The following is a 24,393-nucleotide window of genomic DNA, read 5'->3' as shown; positions in this document are numbered from 1 at the left end:
GTGTAGTTGTATACAATAAGTTTAAAAATCGTCGATAATTTATATAAGTGAATTAAAGGAGTAACTATCTTTACAACTTAGTTAAAAACACTATGAGCAACATACGCATTACAAAACAATTTTCTTTTGAAACAGGTCACGCACTTTATGGCTATGATGGTAAATGCCGCAACGTTCACGGGCATAGTTATAAGCTTTCAGTTACAGTAATTGGAACCCCTATTACTGAAACAAATAATGTAAAATACGGGATGGTTATTGATTTTAGTGATCTAAAAAAAATAGTTAAGGCAGAAATTGTAGATGTATTTGATCACGCTACAGTTTTCAATAAAAATACCCCACACGTAGAGCTTGCAAAAGAATTGAGTGACCGAGGGCATAATGTTTTACTTGTAAATTATCAACCTACGAGCGAAATGATGGTTATTGATTTTGCCGAAAAAATAAAAAAACACTTACCTAAAACTATTACATTACATTCCTTAAAACTGCAAGAAACTGACAGCAGCTTTGCAGAATGGTACGCCACAGATAACGAGTAATATCATAATATCTTTGAATAATGCAAATTCCAGCCGGAAAAAAAATATACTTCTCTAGCGACAACCACTTAGGCGCTCCCACAGCTGCCGAAAGTTTACCACGCGAAAAAAAGTTTGTTCGTTGGCTTGACGAAATAAAGGAAGATGCTGCAGCAATATTTTTACTAGGTGACTTATTTGACTTTTGGTTTGAATATAGGACTGTTGTTCCTAAAGGATTTGTGCGTGTACTTGGCAAGCTCGCCGAAATAAGCGACAGCGGAATCCCAATTTATTTTTTTGTAGGCAACCACGACTTGTGGATGAAAGACTATTTTGAAAAAGAGCTAAATATTTCTACATACCGGGATGTCAAAGAATTTACCTTCAATAACAAAGTGTTTTTAATAGGACATGGGGACGGAAAAGGCCCTGGTGACAAAGGATATAAGCGCATGAAAAAAGTGTTTACAAATCCTATTTTTAATTGGCTTTTTAGATGGTTTCACCCAGAACTTGGAATGCGTTTAGCACAATACCTTTCTGTAAAGAATAAGTTAATTTCTGGAGAAGATGACAAAACTTTTTTAGGGGAAGAAAATGAGTGGCTTGCACTCTACGCAAAACGTAAATTAGAAACAAAACATTACGACTTCTTCGTATTTGGACATCGCCACCTTTCAATGAAAATAAAAGTTGGTACAAACTCTACATATTATAATTTAGGCGATTGGATTGGACAATACACATATGGTGAGTTTGATGGTAATGCCTTTGAAATAAAAACATTTGAAGGTTAATAGCTTCAGAAATTTTAAGTCTGAAAATAATTATATTTTATCAACTCTTACGTTAAATCACCTCCTTCCTAGTATTTTACATTTCTAGTAGTTTTATATAACTTCAATTTTAATACCGTACATTTAAAATCTATGCAAAACATTTTATTGCACCTCATTTTAATTTTAGCTTTCATTTCATGTAAACCTTATCAATCTACTACTATGAAACCTAACCAAATTACCTATAAAAACTTTAGATCACAACAAAAATCTTTTTCATCAACCGATGGGGATATAAAGTATATTGACCAAGGAAAAGGCGATGTAATTTTGCTTTTACACGGGGTTCCAACTTCTGGGTGGTTATACCGTAATATGATTGAGGAGCTTTCAAAAACCCACCGTGTGATTGTGCCAGACATGTTAGGATATGGGAGTAGTAATTCACCTAAAGGCTATGCTATTTATAGCGAAGAAAATCATGCAAAAAGACTCCTTGCATTAATGCAATATCTAGAGATCAATCAATGGACCCATATAATGCACGATGCTGGTGGGCTTTGGACTTTAGAACTTATAAAAAAGAACCCCTTACAAATATCAAATCTTATCATTCTAAATAGTGTTATTCTTGAAGAGGGGTTTGACCCACCTATTCGTTTTAAGAAAGGTTTTATAGCCAGAACAGCAATGTGGGCTTATCGCAATGGGATTACAACTAACTTAATGTTGAAAAATTTATTTAAATCTGGAATGAAAGAAAACGATTTAAACAAGGTTGATGTAGAAGGATATAAAACTCCTTTAAAGGAGGGTAAGACTAGAGGCATGTATTATTTTTTTACTCAAACTTGTAATGAATTGCCAGATTATTCAACAACGTTAAAAAATTTGAATATTCCTATTTCAGTAATTTGGGGACAACATGATGAGTTTTTACTGTGGGAACCTCAACAACAGCATTTAATTTCTACCCTTAATATTTCCGAAGAGAACATTCATCTGCTTGATGCAAAACATTTTATTCAAGAAGAAAAGCCCAAAGAAATAGTACAGTTAATTCTTAATTTTTTAAAATAATTACTGAAGCAAATAATCAAGGGTCATTGCATCTAATTGTCCATCAACATACAATCCTTTTTTAGATTCGAAAGCTTTAAGTGCGTTAAGCGTTTCTGTATTAAAAACCCCATCAATTTTAATAACTTCTCCTTTATTATTTAACAAACGTTGTAACTCAAAAACAAGTGCTCCTTTGTTTCCGACATGCAAGGTTTGAGGATTAAATTTGTACATTTCTTTCACAAATTCATCTCTAATTTGCTCCTCTGTTTTTGTAGTTTTTTCTTGAATAGGTGCGGTAAGTTGAGATTCAAAATAACTCACAATTCCTTTTTTCTTTGCATAAGTTGCAACGGCAGCTAGTGTTTGTGCATTATCATTTTCTGGATTTCTAACATCAATATCATTAGCGCTCCATTGTGTTATTATATATCCATTTAAATCTGCAATAGCTTCTTGATAATCTAAGAGCATTGCCTTATTAGGATGATTAGCATCTATACTTTTATGTGCGGTATACTCATAAGTATCTGGGTGAAAACGCTGGTACGTATTATAAAAGTTATAGCCTAGTATGGCTACTATTATAAATAGCAGTAAAAAGATAAGGGCTTTCATAATGGGTTAATTTTTTATATAAAAGTAAACATTTTTATTCTTGGATATCCTTTAATCGCAATTGAAGATTGACAGTTCCTTGCCATTCATTCTCATCTATTACGTATGCTGCTTTAAAAATTTTATTGGTACAGGCAATATCCTTTTTATCACCTAGCCCAAAGCCTATTGCAACAAATTGATTTGAGTTACCTTGTTTTACGGTTACTCTCAAATGGGTTTTATCTGCTCCCACACATTTACCATATCCTGTATCTTTCAAATTTTTAGTTAAAAAAACAGGTTGGCGGTTTCCTGGTCCAAAAGGCGCAAATTGCTTTAATATACGATGAAATTTGGGGGTAATATCGGCTAGATCAATTTCTAAAGCGATGGCCAATTCTGGCTTAAGTAATTTTGGGTCAATGGTTTTAGCTACCACATCTTCAAATTTTGCTTTAAAATTTTTGTAATCTTTTTCAAAAAGCGTAAGTCCCGCAGCATACATGTGTCCACCAAATTGTTCTATAAATTCACTACATTCTTGCAACGCATTATACACATCAAATCCTTTAACAGAACGTGCAGAAGCCGCAAGTTTTTCACCACTTTTTGTGAAAACTAATGTAGGACGATAATAGGTTTCGGTGAGTCTTGATGCTACGATGCCAATAACTCCTTTATGCCAATTTTCATCATATACAACGGTTGTCATTTGTTGAGTTTCATTTGTTTCGGTGATTTGTGTAAGTGCTTCTTTGGTAATTCGTTTATCTGCTTCGCGACGGTCTTTATTAAACTGTTCAATTTCCGAAGCCCAAATTATAGCTTTGTTGATATCTGTTTCCACAAGCAATGTAACCGCATGATTACCATGTTTCATTCTGCCAGCTGCATTTATTCGTGGTCCTATGATGAAAACTACATCTGTAATTGTGAGGTTTGTCTTGTTAACCTGTTTTAAAATAGCTTGATAACCTGTTCGCGGGTTGTTATTAATAACTTTTAAGCCGAAATGAGCCAAAATCCTATTCTCTCCAGTGATGGGTACAATGTCTGCGCCGATTGCCGTAGCGACTAAATCTAGGTACAACAACAAATCCTCAATAGTCTGTCCTCTTCGAGATGCTAATGCTTGTATAAGTTTAAAACCCACGCCACAACCACACAAATCCTTAAATGGATATTTGCAATCATCTCTTTTGGGATCAAGAACTGCAATTGCTTTAGGAAGTTCATTACCAGGCCTATGGTGATCACAGATAATAAAATCAATATTTTTTTCAGTTGCGTATGCTACTTTTTCAATGGCTTTTACACCGCAGTCAAGGGCAATAATTAAACTAAAATCATTATCTGATGCAAAGTCAATTCCCTTATAAGACACGCCATATCCCTCATCATATCTATCTGGTATATACGTAGCAACATTGGGGTAGTATGTTTTTAAATACGAAGACATCAACGCAACACTTGTTGTCCCATCTACATCATAATCACCATAGATTAAAATACTTTCCTGATTTTCAATTGCCTTTTCAATACGTGCAACAGCAACTTGCATATCTTGCATTAAAAAAGGGTCGTGTAATTCTTCTAGGCTTGGCCTAAAAAAACTTTTTGCTTCTTCAAAGGACTCTATTCCTCTTTGTAAGAGTAATATTGCTATATTTCTATCTATGTTTAGAGCACTAGATAGTTTACTAATTTTTTCTTCGGAAATTTTAGGTAATATGTTCCAGCGCATAGAAAGGAAAAGTATAAAAAACAAAAACCAAATTTCAAAGAATAGAAAAACTATTTTAGGAATCTAATACCTAATGTAACTAGAGTTTGCTTATCATTTAGACTTAAAAAAGTAAATATATACTTTACAATTCTTGTAGTCAAAGATAATTTAAGAAACTCATTGTGCTTTTAAAAAGCTTCAAGCATCATTTTTTTATAAAACTATTGATATCTCAAACGAGTAATGTGTATTTTCGAAATTATAAAAATCATAAAAACTTATTTATATGCCTTTAGTTACACCGCTTGATTCTAACCACGATAAAGACACAAAAGAACTTGCCCAATTCTTTAATGAAACACTTGGGTTTTGCCCTAATAGTGTTTTGACAATGCAACGCAGACCAGCAATTAGTCGTGCATTCATCAATCTTAATAAAGCGGTAATGGCAAATGAAGGAAGGGTGACTAGTGCTTTAAAAAGAATGATTGCTTGGGTTAGCAGTAATGCAACTGGATGCCGTTATTGCCAAGCACATGCCATTAGAGCTGCAGAGCGTTATGGCGCAGAGCAAGAACAATTAGATAACATCTGGGAATATCGCACTCACCCTGCATTTAACGAAGCAGAACGTGCTGCTCTTGATTTTTCATTGCAAGCCTCTCAAGTTCCTAATGGTGTTGATGAAGAAATAAAAACACGCTTATATGAGCACTGGGATGAAGGAGAAATTGTTGAAATGTTAGGTGTTATTTCTCTATTTGGATACCTAAATAGATGGAATGACTCAATGGGAACCTCTATTGAAGATGGAGCTGTTGAAAGTGCAGATCAATATCTTGGGAAAAATGGTTGGGAGAAAGGAAAGCATGTTTAAAAAATTAAAAGAAAATTGATACAAAACACGGATTAATAATATGTGTTTTGTATCAATTTTGTAATGCAATTTCATTTACTTCAATTTCTAATACTTCTCTTAGTCGCTTACCAAAATCACTTAATGCAATAACCTCTTTAATTCCTGCAACACGTTCTTTACTAAAAATTAATAAGCTTGAGCCATTACTTTCAATATGATAGTATGGATTACACTCTAAAAACCTTATTAAATTATCATCAAAAAAGGCTGCTATTGCATATTTATCAGGACCAACGAGATAAAAATGTTTTGAAAATAATGGGTGTTTATCAATATTAATATCATGAAAACCAGCCAAGTGCCCCATTTTTTCGATAAACCCTTCTCTATCCAAAGTAAACTTTGGGATTGAGGCATTTAATTTAACGTAGAGCATTGTTGTTTTTACATCTTCCTTTGCAATAAATTCTCCTTCTGAAAAGTTGATATCAAAAAGCCTGAATGATTTTTCTGAATTAAATATTCTATTGTAAATTCCTTCAATCTTTTTAGTTCTAAAATATCTAAAAGAATCTAAAAAATGAGTATCTGTTGTTCTTTCTGATTCATATTCTAAAGAAAAATCTTTGGCTATTTCAAAAAGTGTTAGTTGGCGTTTTGTAAGTGCGTTTCCTCTTTTGCTCAACCCTGGAATGAGCCTACGAAGCGCAAAAGGATGCTCACTATCTGTGCCGTGAAGGTCTAACCCTATCACTTCAAAATGGCCGTCTCTCTTAGTAAAAATTTCTTGGTAGCCACTCAAGTTTTCCATAACAGTGTGATCAACAAATTGACACATGGAGAAATCTAATACAACGTCTTTATCTTCAGGAATGTCTTCTAATTTCTGCTTTAGTTTATAAAAATTTAAAAAAGTGCAAAAATGCTTTACACTTATATAATAAACACCAGTTTCTTTTTCTTGAAACATGAGAACATTTGGTTTTAATACATTTCGGAAAAAAATAGAAACACTTTTATTAATCGCAATATGAATTAAAAATGTAATTACAACCCCTGCAACAATCCCTGTAATTATATCTATAAACAATGTGAAAAATAGCGTTGTAAAAAATATAAGCAACTGCTCCTTACCCACTGAAAATATTTTACTCACTATTCTTGGGGAGGCTAGTTTATACCCTGTATAGACTAAAATTGCCATTAAAGCTGGCAATGGAATGCGGGTCAATTGCGTGCTAAAAAGAACAATAAATATGACTAAAAAGCTAGCATGTGCAAAATTTGAACTTCTATTACTTGCTCCATTATTTACATTAACAGAACTCCTTGCAATCACGGTAACAACATTTAATCCACCCAAAAAGCCACTTCCAATTGTTGCAAGTCCTAATGCTTTTAAATCTTTATTTACATTACTTCTTCTTTTTTGTGGATCTAGTTTATCAACGGCTTTAATACTTAGTAGAGATTCAATACTAGCAACTAATGTAAGAGCAAAAACACTAGTCCAAAAAGCTAAACTCCCTATACCACTAAAACTAGGAGTAGGAATTTCTTCTACAATTTGAGTCGCAGATGGAATCCCTTGAATCATATATTGAGGACTCACAGGATTAGGTTGTTGAAGTACTAACTCGTAATAATAACTAATACCAATTGCAATTAAAACAATCCACATAGGTGCAGGAACTAATTGCAAAAATTTATTTCTAATTTTTGAATAAAGCACCATAATTGCCAAAGAGCTCACTCCTGCAATTGCAGCAAATGTTAAACCTGGTTCTGTGTACTTAAAAACACCAATAATTGTGTTTGGCATTTCTAACAAATAATCAAAACTACCATCAAGTGATAGTTTATTCCCTAACATAATATGAAACTGTTTTCCTAAAATAATAAGACCGATTGCCGCAAGCATTCCTTGTATTGCAGATGAAGGAAAAAAGTCTGCCAGCTTTCCCATTTTCAAAAAACCTAGTAACATTAATAGTACTCCTGAACAAATTATTGCAGCATATGCGCCCTCAATACCTAATGTAGTTATGGCAACTAATAAAACGCCTACTAATCCATTCCCCGGACCTGAAATAGTAACATGACTGCCCCCTAAAATTGATACCATTATACCTCCCACAACAGCAGCAATAATTCCCGAAATAGGAGGAGCCTCACTAGCCATAGCAAGCCCTAAACCTAGAGGGAGTGCAATTAAACTTACTACAAAACCTGAAAAGAGGTTATGTGGTAGTTTTGCAATAAAGCTAGATATGTTGTTCCGTTTTGGGCTCATTGAATAATTAATACATCTGTGGGTAACTCAGTTAATATATGCTCAATATCATGTGGAAATAATCTATCCAAAAAATTTCCTTTTGTTGCAGCATTCATTATTAATAAATCTGCTCGTACAACCTTTGCATAATGACCAATAGAATAACCACGTTTACCAAAAATGGGTTGCGTTGCTATCTTTATTTTTTCTTTGTGGTGCTCTGGAAGTTGTGCTAAAATTTTTTGAACACGAGTATCTTCCCTTCTTCGCAAACGTTCTTTTAAAAGATTTGTCTTTCTTAATGTCTTTGTATCTTCAACCGTGCCCACCTCATCGTGCGAAATTTCCTCTACAATAGTAATTTTTTCGCTCTTTAATGCATGGCCTACAAAAAAGGCATTTGCAATGGTTTTTTGAGTTTTAACGTCTTCTAGGCCGTTAACTACAATATGCTTACAAACAATCCTTTCTATAGATGGATTAATTAGCAACATAATAGAGCAAGTTGCTTTTCTTGTAATTTTTCTCGCAATAGAACCTACATAGTATTTTAAAAAATTTTCTCTTTGTAATGCCCCTAAAATCAATAGATCAATATTATTTCTTGAAACAGCTTCTAGTATAGCTTCAACTGGGTTTCCTGGTTGAAAAACAATTTTGGCATCTAAGCCATCAATAATAAATGGCTGTAAAATAGTTTCAAACTTTGCTCTTTTCTCTTCGGAAAAGTTACCTACATGGATAAGTAGTAATTTTGATCCAAAAAGCATAGCAAGCCTTGATGCCTCATAAATATTTGCTTTGAGATTGGGAGAAAAGGTTACACCTATTCCTATTGTCTGAAATTTTTTATACTCCAAAGGGGATTTTTAAGTAAGGAGCGTAAGATAGTATTTTTTTAAAATTTGTAAAATTTATACGGTATTTTCATGTGATTAAAATTTCCGCGAAAGCGAGATTGTCTTTAAAAATATGAATGTGAGGTTAATTATTTATTAATTATTTCCGCTAGATACGTTATATTTATATTTTCGTCACCGCTTAATTAATACAGCTTTATACAGGTATTTACATTCAAAATAGAACAAACCATCAAGTATGTTAGAACTCGCAGGAATTATTATTTTAGGAATATTTGCACAATGGATTGCTTGGAAATTTAAAATTCCCGCAATTTTACCTCTTATTTTAATTGGACTTGCCGTAGGGCCTTTATCTACTTTTTACTCTGAGGATGGAACGCAGTGGATTCAACCCATTTGGAATACCGAAAAAGGGTTTTTCCCAGGTGAGAGTTTATTTTATTTTGTTTCGCTTGCTATAGGTATTATTCTTTTTGAAGGAGGTTTGACACTCAAAATGGGCGAAATTAAAAAAGTGGGAGGCGTAATAGGAAAATTAATTAGCTTAGGCTCAATCGTTACGTTTTTTGGTGCTGGAGTTGCGGCTCATTATTTCTTTGGGTTAGATTGGCAAATTTCATTTCTATTCTCAGGATTGATAATTGTTACTGGGCCTACAGTGATTACACCTATTTTGAGGAATATTCCATTGCGTAAAGATATATCTGCAGTACTTAAGTGGGAGGGTATTTTAATTGACCCCATTGGTGCTTTAGTCGCGGTATTGGTCTTTGGCTTTATAAGTGTAAATGTTCCTGTAGAAGTTATTGACGCTGGAGCTGGAGCAATTGACGCAGCTGGGGCTGCAGACGGTCATGATGCAGGCGGGAGTTATACAAAACATGCACTGCTTGAATTTGGAAAAATTATTGTAATCGGTTTTGCCTTTGGGTTAGCTGGTGGCTTTGCAATGTATCATGCCGTTAAGAGAAAAGTAATACCGCATTATTTATTAAATGTTGCTTCTTTATCATTAGTTCTTTTAATATTTGTATTGAGTGATTTATTCGCACATGAATCTGGATTACTTGCCGTTGTAGTAATGGGTATGTATTTAGGAAATAGTGATCTACCCAACTTAAAAGAACTTCTTTACTTCAAGGAATCTCTTAGTGTTCTATTAATTTCAATTCTGTTTATCTTGCTCTCTGCAAATATTAGTATTGATGATTTATTACTAATTTATAATTGGAAAACCGCTGTCTTATTTGCAATAATTATTTTTGTAGTACGACCCATTGGCGTCTTTTTAAGCACTACAAATTCTGGTTTAAGCATTAATGAAAAATTATTTATTAGCTGGGTTGGGCCTCGTGGTATAGTTGCCGCAGGTATCGCGTCTCTTTTTGGAACAAAGCTTGTAGAGATGGGTGTTCCTGGAGCAGAATATATTACTCCGTTAGTTTTTGGATTAGTATTAGTAACGGTTCTTTTAAATGCTACAACGGCAAGATTGGTAGCTTCCTTACTTGGGGTTTTCCTCAAAAAATCTGAAGGTATTATGATTGTTGGTGGGTCACGAGTATCAAGACTCATTGCTGCGTATCTTCAAAAAAATAACAGACATGTAGTATTAGTTGATAGTAATAGGAGCAACATTGAAAAAGCAAAAGAATTAGGAATAGACGCTATCAATGCAAACATCTATAATGATGATTTAAGTGATAACATTGAATTAAGTGATGTAGGTTATCTATTAGCAATGACCGGTAGTGATGAGATAAATAGACAGGCTATCAATAGATTTGGAAAACGATTTGGTGAAAATGGAACCTTTAGATTAATTACTTCTGTAGAATTAAAAGATAAGACAAGAATTAATAAAGGGGAGATTTTTTGTAAAACTCATGACTATATTCGTTTTGTTGAAGTAGCACAAGAGTTTCCATCAATTCAAGAAATTGAAGTTCATAGTCAAGAAATGTTTGATAAAATTCTTGGTTTAATTAATGAGAATAAGGATGCAATTCCCTTATTTTTCAAAAATCCAGAAGGCGAAGTACAACTAATTGATAACTTACAAGAAATTGAAATAGAAAATGACTCTATCATTGCCTACCTAGGAAAACCAATGGATTTTGAAGATATTGTTATCGCTAAAATGGACGAAGTTCCCGCTTTAGAAAATTAAAATAAAACTATTTTTCTATCGTTTTACTACGGAAATGTAACCTTATGAAAAAACACATTGTCTTATTCACATTAACGATTACCTCGCTATTAATTTCTTCTTGCGGAAGCGATGACTCAAAAACATGTATTACGTGTAACTCTGAACAAACTATCGAGTTTTTAGTCTGCGAAGAAAGTAATGGAAATGCCTCAGTCAATGGAGAAAATACAGGAACTCAATACGCACTGTACCTTGACGGACTTGTTGCTGCTGGAGCAGATTGTGGGGGAGATTAAAATTTAAATGCTTCTCAAAGTATAGATTATAGATAAAAAGCGACTCAAATTTGAGTCGCTTTTTATCTATATTTAGTGTCTTAATCATTCAACTTTAACACCGCCATAAAAGCTTCTTGCGGAATTTCTACGTTACCCACTTGGCGCATACGTTTTTTTCCTTTTTTCTGCTTTTCTAGTAGTTTTCGCTTTCTAGAAATATCTCCACCGTAACATTTTGCTGTTACATCCTTACGAAGTGCCTTTACCGTTTCTCGCGAAATTATTTTTGCTCCAATCGCTGCCTGTATTGGAATATCAAATTGTTGTCTCGGGATTAGTTGGCGCAATTTTTCGCACATTTTCTTCCCTATATCATAAGCATTATCTTGATGCAATAATGCAGATAATGCGTCTACAACATTTCCGTTAAGGAGAACATCCACTTTTACAAGTTTTGACTCTCGCATCCCAATAGGTGCGTAATCAAAAGATGCATATCCTTTTGAAACTGTTTTTAATCGGTCGTAAAAATCAAAAACAATTTCAGCAAGTGGCATGTCAAATGTTAACTCAACACGCTCTGTTGTTAAATACGTTTGATTAGTAATCTGACCACGCTTTTCAATACATAAAGACATTACAGACCCCACAAAGTCTGCTTTTGTGATAATTGTTGCTTTTATATAAGGTTCCTCCATGCGGTTAAGACTAGAAGGTTCTGGTAAGTCACTAGGGTTATTTACAAGCAACTTAATATCTGGTTCTCTGTTTGTATATGCATTGTAAGATACGTTAGGCACAGTTGTAATTACCGTCATGTCAAATTCACGTTCTAAGCGTTCTTGAATAATCTCCAAGTGTAGCATTCCTAAAAATCCGCAACGAAATCCAAAACCAAGTGCTGCCGAACTTTCTGGCACAAATACTAATGAAGCATCATTTAACTGCAGTTTTTCCATGGATGCTCTAAGCTCTTCATAATCTTCTGTATCTACAGGGTAAATTCCAGCAAATACCATAGGCTTTACATCCTCAAAGCCCTCAATCATATTTGTTGTTGGGCTTTTTGCATCAGTAATTGTATCTCCTACCTTTACTTCTTTTGCCTCTTTAATTCCAGTAATTAAATACCCTACGTCACCTGTTTTAATGACTTGTTTAGGGGTTTGAGTAAGGTTTAATGTTCCTACTTCGTCAGCATAATAGGTTTTACCCGTAGCCATAAATTTTATATGTTGACCTTTACGTATCTCTCCATTTAGCACTCTAAAATACGTTTCAACACCTCTAAATGGGTTGTAAACCGAATCAAAAATCAACGCCTGCAAAGATTCATCTGCAACTCCTTTAGGTGCAGGAACACGCTCAATAATAGCATCTAGAATTTCAGTAATTCCTAAACCTGTTTTTGCACTTGCAGGAATAACTTCGTCAGCATCACACCCTAAAAGATCTACAATATCATCTGTTACTTCTTCTGGGTTTGCTGAAGGCAAATCAACCTTATTTAAAACAGGAATAATTTCTAAATCATTTTCTAAAGCTAAATACAGGTTTGAAATTGTTTGTGCTTGAATACTTTGTGCGGCATCCACAACAAGCAATGCACCTTCGCAGGCTGCAATAGAACGTGATACCTCGTAAGAAAAATCAACGTGACCCGGTGTATCAATCAAATTTAAAATATACTCCTCCCCTTTGTAAGTGTATGACATTTGAATTGCATGGCTTTTTATGGTAATTCCGCGCTCACGCTCTAGGTCCATACTATCTAATAATTGCGCTTTTGATTCACGCTCTGTAACTGCCCCCGTTGCTCCTAATAAGCGGTCTGCTAGTGTACTCTTACCGTGATCAATGTGTGCAATTATGCAAAAGTTACGTATATGCTTCATCCTCATTCCCACAATGGTGGGTATCTATTAATTAATCTAAGTCTTGATATTCAAGCAACTACAAAAAGCTGCTATATTGGCTACAAATATACGCTAAAAACCACTGTTTATGCATATTAAAGTCCGTTCATCGAATTTTTAATCTCGCTAACAAATATTTAATTAAAAAATTACATATTTGTTTCACAGTTGTAATGATATGAACCTCACGTTCTTTCCCCTATCGTTTTAAAATTGAGAACAAAACCTAACCATTGACCCCTTGTGTCAATTATTATTACGCATGAATAAATTAATTTTTTTTTTCTTCTTTACTGCTTTTAGTTACGCACAAGAATTTTCAATTAACGGAAACATTACCGACGAGGCAAATAATGCTATCTCATTTGCCACAATATCTATATTAGAAAACAATGCGGAAGACTCCGAAGATCTTGAAACCGTACTTGTAGCAAATACAATTACTGATGACTCTGGAAACTTTATAATCGAAGGTTTATTTCCGAAGAGATACACTGTTCAAATAAGCTTTTTAGGATACACCACAACTTCTCAAATAATTGAACTTTCTGCAAATGAAGACCTTGGTAGTATAAGATTAAAAGAAAGCATTGAAACACTTGATGAAACAGTGGTCGTTGCTAAAAGACCAACGATTAAAAAAGAGCCCGGAAAATTAATTTTCAATGTTGAAAATACATCTATCGCAACTGGAAGCACGCTTGATATTTTGCAAAAAACGCCTGGCGTTCTTGTGAGCGAAACTGGAATTTCGGTGAAAGGAAAAACACCTGTTATTTATATAAATGGCAAGCGTGTGTATCTTTCAACGAGCGAAATAAATTCTTTACTCCAGAGCACAGATGCTTCTGCTATTAAAGCCGTAGAAGTTATTACTAGTCCTGGAGCAAAGTATGATGCTGAGGCTGGCATTGTCGTTGACATTAAAACTTCGCGTGCAGTTTCAATAGGCTATAAAGGTGCTGTTAACGGTACATACGAACAAGGCGTTTTTGCAAAATATCGATTAGGGACATCTCATTTTTACAAAAACAACTGGTTAAATCTATTTGGCAGTTATACTTTTAGTCCTCGCAAAGAATTTAAAGAAGATGTTAATAATATTCGTTTTTTTAATTCTCCCTCAGCAATTACAACGCATTCAACAAGGCAATCAGATTTTAATCGTACTACTCGCTCCCAAGCTCATCAAGCAAATATTGTTGCAGATGCAAAAGTGAATGATAAACATGATGTGGGGATCAATATTGGACTATTTATTTCACCAGATATAGAATATCAAAATAATGCTATTTCAAAAGACTTTAATACATTAAGACAATTAGACTCAATTTATACTACTGCAAGTAATTCAAATCATGATACCTCAAACCTGTCATTTAATTTAAACCATACATGGAAATTAAGTGAAGCTGGCGCAAATGTAATGATGAATGCAAATTATATATTATATGATATTGACAAATTACAGCATGTAGAAACAAATTTCTTTCTAGCAGACGGGAGCTTTATTAAAGATAATAATTTTTACACAGATGCTACTCAATCTAGTGATATTGCCACGTTGCAACTAGATTTTAATATTCCAGTACTTTCTGGCACTATAGAAACTGGTGTTAAGTATAGTAATATTAACACAGATAGCAGTCTTGATTTTTTTGATACTAATGGTGATGCCTCTCAAATAAACCCATTACTTTCAGATGGTTTTTTATATGAGGAGTCTATTTATGCGGCATATTTTAGCTTTGCTAAAGACTGGGACAAATGGGCTTTAAATATTGGTTTAAGAGGTGAACAAACAGATGTTACAGGAATTTCAAGAAAATTAGGTGATGTGAATACACAAAATTATTTTGAGCTTTTTCCAAGTCTTTCCATAGAACATTCTCCAGATAAAGACGCTACATATGGTATAAGTTATGCGCGCAGTATTTCTAGACCACGATATGAAAGCTTAAATCCTTTTAGATACTTTATCAATGAAAATAACTTTAGTGATGGAAACCCTAATCTTGTTCCCGCCATTGATTCAAAGTACACAATGAGTTATACATATAAAAATACTTGGTTTTTTGAAGCTTATTATTGGGAAACAAAAAACCCTTTAGGTGAATTAATATTTCAAAACAACCAAACACGAGTGCTTCAAAACCAAGATGTTAACTTAATTAAAGATTTTCAATATAGTTTTGATATCGTTTATGCAAAACCCATACTTTCCTGGTGGTATTTACAACTTGTCACATCTAGTTTTTATTTAGAAAACGAATTTTTTGCAGAACAAAGTAGTCAGGAAACTTACTCAAATGATACTTTCGGATTTTATGGTGAGATGTACAGCGGGTTAACAATATCTGAAGTTGCAGGGATTACAAGTGATATCACTGCATTCTACATTTCAAATTTTATTTACGGATCTTATGATTATAAAAATCAATTTAGCCTTTCGGCTTCATTAAGAAAAAGCCTTTGGAGCAAACGAGCAAGCATAACTGTAGGCGTTGATGATATTTTTAAAACCAAAAATGTACCATTAAGCTCTAGGTACTACAATCAAGATAATAGTTATTTTGCTCAGGATGAATCTCGATTGTTTAGAGTGGGTTTCAAATATAACTTTGGTAATGCACGCCTTCGTGACAATGACAAAAGGAAAACAACTAATGAGGGGGACCGCCTCAATTAAATTACTAGCTACGTACTAATTTGTTTATTTTTGCTGAAATTTTAAGCAATGGTAGAATGTACTATTGTTTTAAAATTTCAGAAGAAAAATATATTATCTTTTGTGTGTCGTTGAGTACAATCTAAACCCTTTTCGCAAAGATGAAATAGTACTCTTCAACTAATTTTTTTTAATTAATGAGATTTCCGCCTACGCGGGCAATGTGATGGCAAAAATAGGAGACATAGACGTTGGGGAGTTCCCTTTATTGCTTGCACCCATGGAGGATGTGAGCGACCCACCGTTTCGTGCATTATGCAAGGAACAAGGGGCAGATGTGGTATATACAGAGTTTATTTCTAGCGAAGGATTAATTAGAGATGCCGCAAAGAGCGTCATGAAATTAGATATTTATGAAAAAGAACGTCCTGTAGGTATTCAAATTTTTGGTGCTGTTCTTGAGTCAATGTTAAAGAGTGTAGAAATTGTTGAAGCCAGTGGGCCAGATATTATTGATATCAATTTTGGTTGTCCTGTTAAAAAAGTGGTAAGTAAAGGTGCTGGTGCAGGAATTTTAAAAGATATTGATCTCATGGTTTCTTTGACCGAAGCTATGGTAAAACACACAAAACTACCAGTTACCGTTAAAACACGTTTAGGCTGGGATGATGATTCTATAAAAATAGTTGAAGTTGCTGAGCGACTACAAGACGTAGGTTGTAAAGCTATTTCCATCCATGGAAGAACTCGTGCCCAGATGTATAAGGGAGAAGCAAATTGGCACCCAATTGCTGATGTTAAAAACAATCAACGCATGCACATTCCTGTTTTTGGCAATGGTGATGTTGATACGCCAGAAAAGGCGATGTTGATGCGGGATAAGTTTGGTTTAGACGGCGCAATGATAGGCCGTGCAAGTATAGGCTATCCGTGGTTTTTTAAAGAAGTAAAACACTTTTTTGAAACAGGAACTCACTGTGCTCCTCCCACCATGCAAGAACGTGTGAACGCTGCAAAACGCCACTTAGAAATGGCAATCGATTGGAAAGGTGAAATTCTTGGTGTTTTTGAAACACGCCGTCATTATACTAACTATTTTAAAGGCATTCCTCATTTTAAAGAATACCGAATGAAGATGGTTACTAGCGATGATAGTAAAGATGTATTTGCAGCCTTTGATGAGGTCTTGGAGAAATTTGGGGATTTTGAATTTAGTCGTTAAAGACTGCAATTACCGTTTTGTAAATCTTCTAGTGTGGGGTTAAATGCATTTCCAAAAGCATTATAATCATAACTATTATCTACGCTGGCCAACGCTGTTGTTAAAGAGCAATAATTTTGTAGACTATCATTACTATTTATTAAAACCATATTTCCTATGCTCGTTAAACTCCCTAAATCCTCAAGACTAGTTAGTTGATTATTTCCTCCGATAGATAAAGCATCTGTAATAGTTGTTACATTATTCAACCCATTTAGATTTGTGAGTGGTTCACTGCCTATGCCTAATCGGTCAATAATTGTTAGATTTCCTAAAGCACTTATATCTATCAACGCATTATTTGATAAAACGATGCCTCCGCCAATAGTTGTAACATTATGAAGGCCCTCTAAACCTTGTAGACTAGAGTTGTTCTTAATGTCAACAACCGTTACTGTCGCACCTGCTTCACCAATTTCTAAAAGTGACGACATGGCACTTAAATCTGTGATGTCACCATCAACCTCTTCTTCAATTATAAAACCGCTTATTTTGCTCCAACCCTCGCTGAAAAAAGCATCAATATTACTTTGTGATGTTAATGTCACTATTGCATTAAATTCCTTATGTTCTAATGTGTTAAGTACAAGTTCATCTCCATAAAAAGTTTCGTTGTCAACAGTTATAAACGACTTGACAAAATACTGTGTGTCAACTTCAAGGTTTAAAATTTCAACTGAATAATTTAATGCTATAGTTTCATTGATAACAACAGTGTCGTCAGTCGTCGGATTATTTGTTAAACTTAAAACAATCCCTTGACTATCAATTTCTGAAATTTCAACTCCAGTAATTATTCCTCCAGTAGTCGCTTTAATTTGGGTGATATTTGTTAACAGGCTCGTTGTTATATTTACATCTTCATTTTGTCCTTCCTGTTCTTCAACAGGTTGTGTATCGTCTTTTTGACAACCTATTACAACAAATAATGCGATTAGATAATAAGATAATTTTTTCATAATATTAATTTAATAGTTTTTCTCTCACTCTACTCGCTGCAATTCTAGCAGCAAGCAATCCTAAAATAGAAATCGTTGCAAAGACAATCAAAATATTGATTGCTTTTAATTTTACCGGGTACGGTAGTGTTGGGGTAATGTGTATAAATTCAAATTGGAGTTGCAACCACACAATTAAAATTCCTAAAACAATACCTAAAAGCCCACCTAAAACGGTCATTAATGCTCCTTGTAGAAAGAATATTTTACGAATGTTTTTTAAAGTTACACCCATATTAAACAGTGTTTTAATGTTTTTACGTTTGTCAAGTATCATCATTATGACAGATCCTATAACATTAAACAGGGCAATAATCATTACAAGTGTACAAATAAGATATACAGCAACATTCTCTGTATTCAGCATTTTATAAAGTGCATCATTTTGCTGAATGCGATTTTTTAAAACAACCTTGTCGCCAAAAATTGCAGTTAATTGTTCACGAACTGAGTTTTCATTTGCGTTTTCAACAAACTTTATTTCTAGTGAAGATATTTTAGTGCTATCAAGACTAAGCAAGCGTCTTGCAAAATTAACATCACTAAAAACGTATTTACTATTAAGGTCTTCGTTAACAAAATAAATACCCGAAACAACCACCTGTTCTGTAGTAAAATCTTGAGAGGGGTCTAATGTATTAATCTGTCCAGTTCCTGGTTTGGGAACAAAAATTTCTAATGGATTGTATATATCTCCAGCTCCCATTGAAAGTTTTACAGAAGTTCCATAACCCACAACCACTTCATTACGGTCTGGGGTAAGCCATCTTTCAGAAATTATAATACTATCTACTGGATTAACTTTCACATAATTTGTGTCAATCCCTTTAATATAAGCTATATCATTTTTTCCTTTAAATTGAATAAAAATTCTTTCTTCGATAATTTCAGAAAAAGCCTCAACCTCTGTGACTTTATTTAATTGTTGTCTTTGTGCTTGAGTAAAAGAAATTGTTTTGCCTTTGGCAGGATATAATTTTAGATCACTATCAAAAATATTTGTGTATTGAAGACTAAAATCTTTTAACCCAGAAAATCCAGATAGCACAATAAATAGTGCTAAAGAACCTACCACAACTCCAGTTGCAGCGATAATAGTTATAATGTTAATGGCATTGTTGCTGCTTAATGAAAAGAGATACCGCTTAGCGATGTACAGCGAAAAATTCAAATTATGACTTCCTTCTTTTAGGTAATAAATCTGGATTAGAAATAGGGTTTTCTTCACCCTTAACGGCATCTTCAATCTTCTCAATATAATCTAAAGAGTCATCATTGTAAAATGTAAGTTCGGGCATGCGGCGCAATTGATGTTTTGTTAATTGAGCAACTTCGTGTTTTATCTGTGGTTTAATTTTGTTTAATTCTGCAGTAATTTCCGAAGCATTTTTAGAAGGAAAAATACTTACATACACCTTTGCAATTGACAAATCTGTCGTCACACTTACCTTGCTAACTGATATTAAAATACCGCTCTGTCCCGCTTCTCTCAGTCTATTTTGCAATACGTTTGCCAAGTCCTCTTGGAGTACTCCGGCAATTTTTTTCTGTCTATTACTTTCAATCATACAGCAAAAGTACTACAATAAAAGGTATTAGTGTACTAACAGAGTGTTAGCGATTTTATATTTTTACGTTTTTAAGGAGCTTCTTAACGTTTTTGTTTTTATAAATGCTTCGGAAATTTTAGACTCATGAACAAAATAGAACACATTGGTATTGCCGTAAAAGACCTAAAAGCAGCTAACGAAATTTATACAAAACTACTAGGGTACGAGTACTATAAAACAGAAGGTGTCCCGACCGAAGGTGTTATGACTTCATTTTTTAAATGTGGCGAAAGTAAAATTGAACTTCTTGAAGCTACTGACAAAAATAGTCCCATTGCAAAGTTTATTACAAAAAAAGGAGAAGGTGTTCATCACATTGCTTTTGCTGTTGATGATATAATTTCAGAAATAAAAAGATTAAAAAATGAAGGTTTTATTGTCTTAAACGAAACTCCTAAAAAAGGGGCAGACAATAAGTTAGTCGCGTTTTTACATCCTAAGTCTTCAAATGGTGTGCTTGTAGAACTGTGCCAAGAAATAAATAACGTTGAAAAAAGTTTGCAATAATTTTAAAACCGATTACATTTGCACCCAGAATGCCGGTCCTATAGCTCAGCTGGTTAGAGCACCTGACTCATAATCAGGGGGTCCATGGTTCGAGCCCATGTGGGACCACAGATTTAAAGACTTTAGTTTAACCACTAAAGTCTTTTTTTATTTGATATTATTTTCTTCATACATCATTATACTTATGATTATGATTTAACGTTATAATAATATGAGTGCAAAAAACAAAAGATTTAAGTGTTTTGTCGAATTTTATTGTATCTTGCCGATATTTAGCACAAAAAATTGTTGATAAATAAATGAAAATTTATATGTTCTCATTTTTAACTTTAAAAAAAATAGTACTTTAGCCCCCTGATATGCGACCCCAAATCGTTTCAATATTAACCTTTGTACTCTGTTTCTTAGCAGCCGTACCTATGCTTGCTCAAGGCCCTTCGGCTAGTTCAGGCCCACCAGCTCCTGGTCGTGGCCCAACACTCCCCGAACTACCTTTAGATACTAATATAGTTATACTATTTATTGCAGGTCTTATTTACGGTGCTTACGTAGCGTATAAAAAATATCGCACTACAAATATCCCTCAGTAATCCTTTTTACATATTTGCCAATTACATCAAATTCTAAATTGATGACTGTACCTATTTTAAAAGCATTAAAATTAGTGTGTTGATAAGTATAAGGAATAATTGCAACGCTGAACTCATTCTTTTTTGAATTTACTACCGTCAAACTAACTCCATTAATCGTAGCTGAGCCTTTTTCAATAGTTACATTATTAAGAGATGCATCGTATTCAAAAGTAAATACCCAACTCCCTTTTTGATTTTCAATTGAAGTACAAACCCCTGTTTGATCAACATGACCTTGAACAATATGGCCATCCAGCCTATCCCCAATTTTCATCGCACGCTCAAGATTAACAGGTTCCCCAATTTTCAAAAAACCAATATTAGACTTTTCAAGCGTTTCTTTAATTGCGGTAATTACATAACTCTCTTCGTGAATTTCAACCACTGTTAAACAAACTCCATTATGCGCTACACTTTGATCAATTTTAAGCTCGGGTGTAAGTTCACTACTTACTTCAATATGTAAGTTTTCACCTTCCTTTTTCAAAGATTTAATTTTTCCTATGGATTCAATTATTCCTGTAAACATGCGTTGATTTTGGTTACATTTGTCTTACAAAAATAACGATAAAAGGGCTAGGAGCATTATGAGCAAACAGGATAAAATAATTGTAGGAATTTCAATTGGAGATTTAAATGGTATTGGTAGTGAAATCATCCTAAAAACATTTGACGATGTTCGCATGCTCGAGTTTTGCACACCTGTAATTTTTGCTTCAGTTAAGTTAATGTCATTTTACAAAAAACACTTTGGAATGAATATTAATTTCCACGGCATCGATAATCTTGATAAAATAATTCCGAAGAAAATAAATGTACTCAATGTATGGAAAGAACAAGTTGATATTAACTTCGGAAAAGAAGACTTTAAAGCTGGAGAATATGCTATAAAATCATTGACTAACGCTGTTAATGCTTTAAAAACACACCAGATTGATATCTTAGTCACGGCACCAATAAATAAATCCTGCATACAAAGCGAAACGTTTAGGTTTCCAGGACATACAGATTATTTGAACCAAGAATTAGAGGGCGACAGTTTAATGTTGATGATTTCTGAAACATTAAGAGTAGGGTTATTGACAGATCATGTTGCTGTCAAAGATGTTTCGGCAGCCATTACTAGAGAACTTATTGAAAAGAAAATAAATACAATTCACAAATCACTTATTCAAGATTTTGGAACCGAGAAACCTAGAATTGCGGTTTTAGGTATTAATCCACATACAGGAGACAATGGTGTAATTGGTAATGAAGATGATACAGTACTTAGGCCAACATTAGACAACTTGCGTAATAACGGTAAAACAATTTTTGGTCCTTATGCCGCTGATAGCTTTTTTGGTTCTGGAAATTACAAAAATTTTGATGTAATTATCGCATCGTATCATGACCAAGGCTTAATTCCATTTAAAACACTTGCCTTTGGTTCAGGCGTTAATTATACAGCTGGACTTGACAAAGTGCGTACATCGCCAGATCATGGAACCGCTTTTGATATTGCTGGTAAAAACACCGCAGACTTTAGCTCTTTTAGAGCTGCCATTTTTAATGGAATAGAGATTTTTAAAAAGCGTAAAGAGTATAAAAAAATATCACAAAACCCCATGAAAATAACTAAGAAAAGAGGGTATGTAAAAAAGAATTGATAAAATAATTTGCATATCAATTATTTTTTTATCTTTGCACCCGCTTTACATGTAAGGTGAAAAGTACAACAAGGTGTGACAATGAGAGATTTGAAAGAATATACAATCCCTTTTATAGGGTTGAAGCTTGGAGAACACCACTTTGATTTTATAGTTACAAATAAGTTCTTTGAGCATTTTGAGTATGACGAGTTTATTAATACAGATATTAAATTAGATGTATTATTGAATAAAAAAACAACACTGTTAGAATTTACGTTAGATTTCAAAGGGGATGTTGGTGTTCATTGCGATGTTACTAATGAGCCTTTTCAACAACCTGTCGAAGGAAATTATCACTTTATAGTGAAATTTGGCGAGGAATTTGACGATGAAAATGAAGACTTATTGATAATCCCACATGGGAGTTACGAAGTTAACATTCAACAGTTTATATATGAGTCAATTATTCTTAGTCTTCCTACAAGAAGAGTTCATCCCGGAATAGAAAATGGCACGTTAAAAAGCGACATACTTGATAAACTAGAAGAATTGAGTGTAAAAGCTCAAAATGAAGATATAGAATCTCAAGAAGGAACAGATCCTCGATGGGATTCATTAAAAAAATTATTAAACGATAAATAAAGATCCGTAATGGCACATCCTAAAAGAAAAATCTCCAAAACTAGAAGAGATAAAAGAAGAACACATTACAAAGCTACAGCACCTCAAGTAGCGACAGATCCTACAACAGGAGAGTCTCACTTATATCATAGAGCACACTGGCATGAAGGTAAATTATACTACCGTGGACAGATTGTTATTGATGCTGTTGAAGAAGTAGAAGCATAATATACATTTTTCATGTATAGATAACTCTCACAATATTGTGAGAGTTTTTTTGTTTCTCAAATTTTCTTACAAATCTCAAAAAAGGTTAAATGTTAACTTTTTTTCATTAAAATTGAGTACTTTTCCAAGATTTTAGAGGCGTTTTGCTTCTTTATTTCTGAATTTAAATAAATTCTATGAGTACAATCACTGCTGCAATCACAGCTGTAGGAGGCTATGTTCCTGATTATGTTTTGACAAACAAAATTTTGGAAACCATGGTGGACACTAACGATGAATGGATTACCTCTCGTACAGGTATTAAAGAACGTCACATTCTAAAAGATAAAGATAAAGGTACCTCCTTTATGGCTATTGAAGCAGCTAAAAATCTTTTAGAAAAAAGTAATACAAACCCAGAAGATATTGATATGGTGATTATGGCAACAGCCACACCAGATATGCCGGTCGCGGCAACAGGCGTTTACGTCGCTACACAAATTGGCGCAGTAAACGCTTTTTCATATGACTTAGTTGCTGCTTGTTCTAGTTTTCTTTTTGGTATGTCAACTGCAGCTCGCTATATAGAGTCTGGCAAGTATAAAAAAGTCCTCTTAATAGGTGCAGATAAAATGTCATCTATAATTGACTATACAGACCGCACCACATGTATAATTTTTGGTGATGGGGCAGGAGCTGTACTATTTGAACCCAACTTAGATGGCTATGGGGTTCAGGATGAAATTTTAAAATCAGATGGAATTGGGCGTCAAAGTTTAAAAATAGATGCTGGTGGTTCAATACTCCCCCCTTCTGCTGTTACAGTTTCAGAAAAAAAACATTTTGTATTTCAAGATGGGAAAACGGTATTCAAATTCGCGGTGTCAAATATGGCAGACGTTTCAGCAAAAATAATGGAGCGTAACAATCTTACTGCAGATGATATTCAATGGTTAGTACCACACCAAGCAAATAAAAGAATTATTGATGCTACATCTAGACGCATGAACCTAGATGAGGAAAAAGTAATGATTAACATACATAAGTATGGTAATACAACATCTGCAACTCTACCCTTGTGTTTACACGATTATGAAAATCAATTAAAAAAAGGTGACAATCTTGTATTTGCATCTTTTGGCGGAGGCTTTACATGGGGTGCGGTTTATGTGAAATGGGCATACGATGCTAATAAAAAATAAAGACCAATATTAGATAATA

23 protein-coding genes and 1 tRNA gene are annotated in these 24,393 nt (G+C 33.9%); 15 read left to right on the top strand and 9 right to left on the bottom strand.

Annotated features, from left to right (window positions below):
* Positions 1-92: 92 nt before the first annotated feature.
* The 3 genes from GB234_RS02250 to GB234_RS02240 all read left to right on the top strand — a co-directional run bounded on the left by GB234_RS02250 (position 93) and on the right by GB234_RS02240 (position 2,386).
* Entirely contained in the window at positions 93-545 is a 453-nt protein-coding gene (locus GB234_RS02250; RefSeq protein WP_151892889.1) for a 6-pyruvoyl trahydropterin synthase family protein, read from the top strand.
* 20 nt (positions 546-565) lie between these two features.
* A complete protein-coding gene (locus GB234_RS02245; protein WP_151892888.1) occupies positions 566-1,324 on the top strand; it encodes a UDP-2,3-diacylglucosamine diphosphatase in 759 nt (252 codons plus the stop codon).
* 204 nt (positions 1,325-1,528) lie between these two features.
* A complete protein-coding gene (locus tag GB234_RS02240) occupies positions 1,529-2,386 on the top strand; it encodes an alpha/beta fold hydrolase (protein WP_235906039.1) in 858 nt (285 codons plus the stop codon).
* Here the strand turns inward: GB234_RS02240 and GB234_RS02235 are convergent, their stop codons facing one another.
* Positions 2,387-2,986 (bottom strand): peptidoglycan-binding domain-containing protein, encoded by a 600-nt coding sequence (locus tag GB234_RS02235; protein WP_151892886.1) that lies wholly within the window; start codon positions 2,984-2,986, stop codon positions 2,387-2,389.
* A gap of 34 nt (positions 2,987-3,020) precedes the next feature.
* Positions 3,021-4,712, bottom strand: a complete 1,692-nt coding sequence (gene recJ, locus GB234_RS02230; protein WP_151892885.1) for a single-stranded-DNA-specific exonuclease RecJ — start codon at positions 4,710-4,712, stop codon at positions 3,021-3,023.
* A 268-nt stretch (positions 4,713-4,980) separates the two neighbouring features.
* On the opposite strand from recJ, the gene GB234_RS02225 reads away from it, so the two are divergent.
* Positions 4,981-5,571 carry a carboxymuconolactone decarboxylase family protein gene (locus GB234_RS02225; RefSeq protein WP_151892884.1) on the top strand — a complete coding sequence of 197 codons (591 nt, stop codon included), beginning with the start codon at positions 4,981-4,983 and terminating at the stop codon, positions 5,569-5,571.
* A 52-nt stretch (positions 5,572-5,623) separates the two neighbouring features.
* On the opposite strand, the gene GB234_RS02220 is transcribed toward GB234_RS02225, so the two are convergent.
* Together GB234_RS02220 and GB234_RS02215 are read right to left on the bottom strand one after the other, a co-directional pair.
* Entirely contained in the window at positions 5,624-7,846 is a 2,223-nt protein-coding gene (locus GB234_RS02220; RefSeq protein WP_151892883.1) for a SulP family inorganic anion transporter, read from the bottom strand.
* Positions 7,843-8,688 (bottom strand): universal stress protein, encoded by an 846-nt coding sequence (locus tag GB234_RS02215; protein ID WP_235906038.1) that lies wholly within the window; start codon positions 8,686-8,688, stop codon positions 7,843-7,845. Before GB234_RS02215 ends, GB234_RS02220 begins: the two co-directional genes overlap by 4 nt.
* A 238-nt stretch (positions 8,689-8,926) precedes the next feature.
* Here GB234_RS02215 and GB234_RS02210 point away from each other — a divergent pair, with 238 nt between their 5' ends.
* Together GB234_RS02210 and GB234_RS02205 are read left to right on the top strand one after the other, a co-directional pair.
* Positions 8,927-10,861, top strand: a complete 1,935-nt coding sequence (locus tag GB234_RS02210) for a cation:proton antiporter (RefSeq protein WP_151892882.1) — start codon at positions 8,927-8,929, stop codon at positions 10,859-10,861.
* Positions 10,862-10,905: 44 nt separating this feature from the next.
* Entirely contained in the window at positions 10,906-11,139 is a 234-nt protein-coding gene (locus GB234_RS02205) for a hypothetical protein (RefSeq protein WP_151892881.1), read from the top strand.
* A gap of 80 nt (positions 11,140-11,219) precedes the next feature.
* Here the strand turns inward: GB234_RS02205 and lepA are convergent, their stop codons facing one another.
* Positions 11,220-13,016 (bottom strand): translation elongation factor 4, encoded by a 1,797-nt coding sequence (gene lepA, locus GB234_RS02200; RefSeq protein WP_151892880.1) that lies wholly within the window; start codon positions 13,014-13,016, stop codon positions 11,220-11,222.
* 283 nt (positions 13,017-13,299) lie between these two features.
* Here lepA and GB234_RS02195 point away from each other — a divergent pair, with 283 nt between their 5' ends.
* Positions 13,300-15,726: an outer membrane beta-barrel family protein gene (locus GB234_RS02195; RefSeq protein ID WP_151892879.1), complete on the top strand. Its 2,427-nt coding sequence runs from the start codon at positions 13,300-13,302 to the stop codon at positions 15,724-15,726.
* 205 nt (positions 15,727-15,931) lie between these two features.
* Positions 15,932-16,927 carry a tRNA dihydrouridine synthase DusB gene (dusB, locus tag GB234_RS02190; RefSeq protein WP_151892878.1) on the top strand — a complete coding sequence of 332 codons (996 nt, stop codon included), beginning with the start codon at positions 15,932-15,934 and terminating at the stop codon, positions 16,925-16,927.
* Here the strand turns inward: dusB and GB234_RS02185 are convergent.
* The 3 genes from GB234_RS02185 to rbfA are packed head-to-tail and all read right to left on the bottom strand — an operon-like array spanning position 16,924 to position 19,532.
* A complete protein-coding gene (locus GB234_RS02185) occupies positions 16,924-17,925 on the bottom strand; it encodes a hypothetical protein (protein ID WP_151892877.1) in 1,002 nt (333 codons plus the stop codon). The genes dusB and GB234_RS02185 overlap by 4 nt on opposite strands.
* Positions 17,926-17,929: 4 nt before the next feature.
* Positions 17,930-19,135: an ABC transporter permease gene (locus GB234_RS02180; protein WP_151892876.1), complete on the bottom strand. Its 1,206-nt coding sequence runs from the start codon at positions 19,133-19,135 to the stop codon at positions 17,930-17,932.
* A gap of 1 nt (position 19,136) precedes the next feature.
* Positions 19,137-19,532: a 30S ribosome-binding factor RbfA gene (gene rbfA / locus GB234_RS02175; protein ID WP_172966830.1), complete on the bottom strand. Its 396-nt coding sequence runs from the start codon at positions 19,530-19,532 to the stop codon at positions 19,137-19,139.
* 126 nt (positions 19,533-19,658) lie between these two features.
* On the opposite strand from rbfA, the gene mce reads away from it, so the two are divergent.
* The 3 genes from mce (at position 19,659) to GB234_RS02160 (ending at position 20,671) form a co-directional block, all read left to right on the top strand.
* A complete protein-coding gene (gene mce, locus GB234_RS02170) occupies positions 19,659-20,081 on the top strand; it encodes a methylmalonyl-CoA epimerase (RefSeq protein WP_151892874.1) in 423 nt (140 codons plus the stop codon).
* Positions 20,082-20,115: 34 nt separating this feature from the next.
* Positions 20,116-20,189 (top strand) — tRNA-Ile (locus tag GB234_RS02165).
* Positions 20,190-20,440: 251 nt separating this feature from the next.
* Positions 20,441-20,671 (top strand): Fjoh_0651 family PID-CTERM protein, encoded by a 231-nt coding sequence (locus tag GB234_RS02160; protein ID WP_151892873.1) that lies wholly within the window; start codon positions 20,441-20,443, stop codon positions 20,669-20,671.
* Here GB234_RS02160 and GB234_RS02155 read toward each other — a convergent pair.
* Complete coding sequence (locus GB234_RS02155) at positions 20,652-21,242, bottom strand: riboflavin synthase (protein WP_151892872.1); 591 nt, start codon at positions 21,240-21,242, stop codon at positions 20,652-20,654. The two genes, GB234_RS02160 and GB234_RS02155, sit on opposite strands and share 20 nt — an antisense overlap.
* 58 nt (positions 21,243-21,300) lie before the next feature.
* Between GB234_RS02155 and pdxA the strand changes: the two genes are divergently transcribed.
* The 4 genes from pdxA to GB234_RS02135 all read left to right on the top strand — a co-directional run bounded on the left by pdxA (position 21,301) and on the right by GB234_RS02135 (position 24,374).
* The gene (gene pdxA, locus GB234_RS02150) at positions 21,301-22,362 is read left to right on the top strand and encodes a 4-hydroxythreonine-4-phosphate dehydrogenase PdxA (RefSeq protein WP_151892871.1); all 1,062 of its coding nucleotides are present in this window, start codon (positions 21,301-21,303) and stop codon (positions 22,360-22,362) included.
* 81 nt (positions 22,363-22,443) lie between these two features.
* Positions 22,444-22,986 carry a YceD family protein gene (locus GB234_RS02145; protein ID WP_151892870.1) on the top strand — a complete coding sequence of 181 codons (543 nt, stop codon included), beginning with the start codon at positions 22,444-22,446 and terminating at the stop codon, positions 22,984-22,986.
* A 9-nt stretch (positions 22,987-22,995) separates the two neighbouring features.
* Complete coding sequence (gene rpmF, locus GB234_RS02140) at positions 22,996-23,193, top strand: 50S ribosomal protein L32 (RefSeq protein WP_151892869.1); 198 nt, start codon at positions 22,996-22,998, stop codon at positions 23,191-23,193.
* 176 nt (positions 23,194-23,369) lie between these two features.
* Positions 23,370-24,374 (top strand): beta-ketoacyl-ACP synthase III, encoded by a 1,005-nt coding sequence (locus GB234_RS02135; RefSeq protein WP_151892868.1) that lies wholly within the window; start codon positions 23,370-23,372, stop codon positions 24,372-24,374.
* The last annotated feature ends 19 nt before the right edge of the window (positions 24,375-24,393 follow it).

Origin of the sequence: Patiriisocius marinistellae, from assembly GCF_009014635.1 — a bacterium.
Lineage (GTDB): Bacteria > Bacteroidota > Bacteroidia > Flavobacteriales > Flavobacteriaceae > Patiriisocius > Patiriisocius marinistellae.
This window is presented reverse-complemented; position numbering and strand designations above follow the sequence as displayed.

Excerpts from the sequence above, each read along its gene's own strand:
- GB234_RS02250 (WP_151892889.1), top strand. The coding sequence starts at position 93 with ATGAGCAACATACGCATTACAAAACAATTTTCTTTTGAAACAGGTCAC.
- GB234_RS02195 (WP_151892879.1), top strand. The coding sequence starts at position 13,300 with ATGAATAAATTAATTTTTTTTTTCTTCTTTACTGCTTTTAGTTACGCA.
- rpmF (WP_151892869.1), top strand. The coding sequence starts at position 22,996 with ATGGCACATCCTAAAAGAAAAATCTCCAAAACTAGAAGAGATAAAAGA.
- GB234_RS02145 (WP_151892870.1), top strand. The coding sequence starts at position 22,444 with ATGAGAGATTTGAAAGAATATACAATCCCTTTTATAGGGTTGAAGCTT.
- GB234_RS02210 (WP_151892882.1), top strand. The coding sequence starts at position 8,927 with ATGTTAGAACTCGCAGGAATTATTATTTTAGGAATATTTGCACAATGG.
- GB234_RS02205 (WP_151892881.1), top strand. The coding sequence starts at position 10,906 with ATGAAAAAACACATTGTCTTATTCACATTAACGATTACCTCGCTATTA.
- lepA (WP_151892880.1), bottom strand. The coding sequence starts at position 13,016 with ATGAAGCATATACGTAACTTTTGCATAATTGCACACATTGATCACGGT.
- GB234_RS02185 (WP_151892877.1), bottom strand. The coding sequence starts at position 17,925 with ATGAAAAAATTATCTTATTATCTAATCGCATTATTTGTTGTAATAGGT.
- GB234_RS02235 (WP_151892886.1), bottom strand. The coding sequence starts at position 2,986 with ATGAAAGCCCTTATCTTTTTACTGCTATTTATAATAGTAGCCATACTA.
- recJ (WP_151892885.1), bottom strand. The coding sequence starts at position 4,712 with ATGCGCTGGAACATATTACCTAAAATTTCCGAAGAAAAAATTAGTAAA.
- GB234_RS02225 (WP_151892884.1), top strand. The coding sequence starts at position 4,981 with ATGCCTTTAGTTACACCGCTTGATTCTAACCACGATAAAGACACAAAA.
- rbfA (WP_172966830.1), bottom strand. The coding sequence starts at position 19,532 with ATGATTGAAAGTAATAGACAGAAAAAAATTGCCGGAGTACTCCAAGAG.
- mce (WP_151892874.1), top strand. The coding sequence starts at position 19,659 with ATGAACAAAATAGAACACATTGGTATTGCCGTAAAAGACCTAAAAGCA.
- GB234_RS02220 (WP_151892883.1), bottom strand. The coding sequence starts at position 7,846 with ATGAGCCCAAAACGGAACAACATATCTAGCTTTATTGCAAAACTACCA.
- pdxA (WP_151892871.1), top strand. The coding sequence starts at position 21,301 with ATGAGCAAACAGGATAAAATAATTGTAGGAATTTCAATTGGAGATTTA.
- GB234_RS02245 (WP_151892888.1), top strand. The coding sequence starts at position 566 with ATGCAAATTCCAGCCGGAAAAAAAATATACTTCTCTAGCGACAACCAC.
- GB234_RS02155 (WP_151892872.1), bottom strand. The coding sequence starts at position 21,242 with ATGTTTACAGGAATAATTGAATCCATAGGAAAAATTAAATCTTTGAAA.
- GB234_RS02160 (WP_151892873.1), top strand. The coding sequence starts at position 20,441 with ATGCGACCCCAAATCGTTTCAATATTAACCTTTGTACTCTGTTTCTTA.
- GB234_RS02240 (WP_235906039.1), top strand. The coding sequence starts at position 1,529 with ATGAAACCTAACCAAATTACCTATAAAAACTTTAGATCACAACAAAAA.
- GB234_RS02135 (WP_151892868.1), top strand. The coding sequence starts at position 23,370 with ATGAGTACAATCACTGCTGCAATCACAGCTGTAGGAGGCTATGTTCCT.
- dusB (WP_151892878.1), top strand. The coding sequence starts at position 15,932 with ATGGCAAAAATAGGAGACATAGACGTTGGGGAGTTCCCTTTATTGCTT.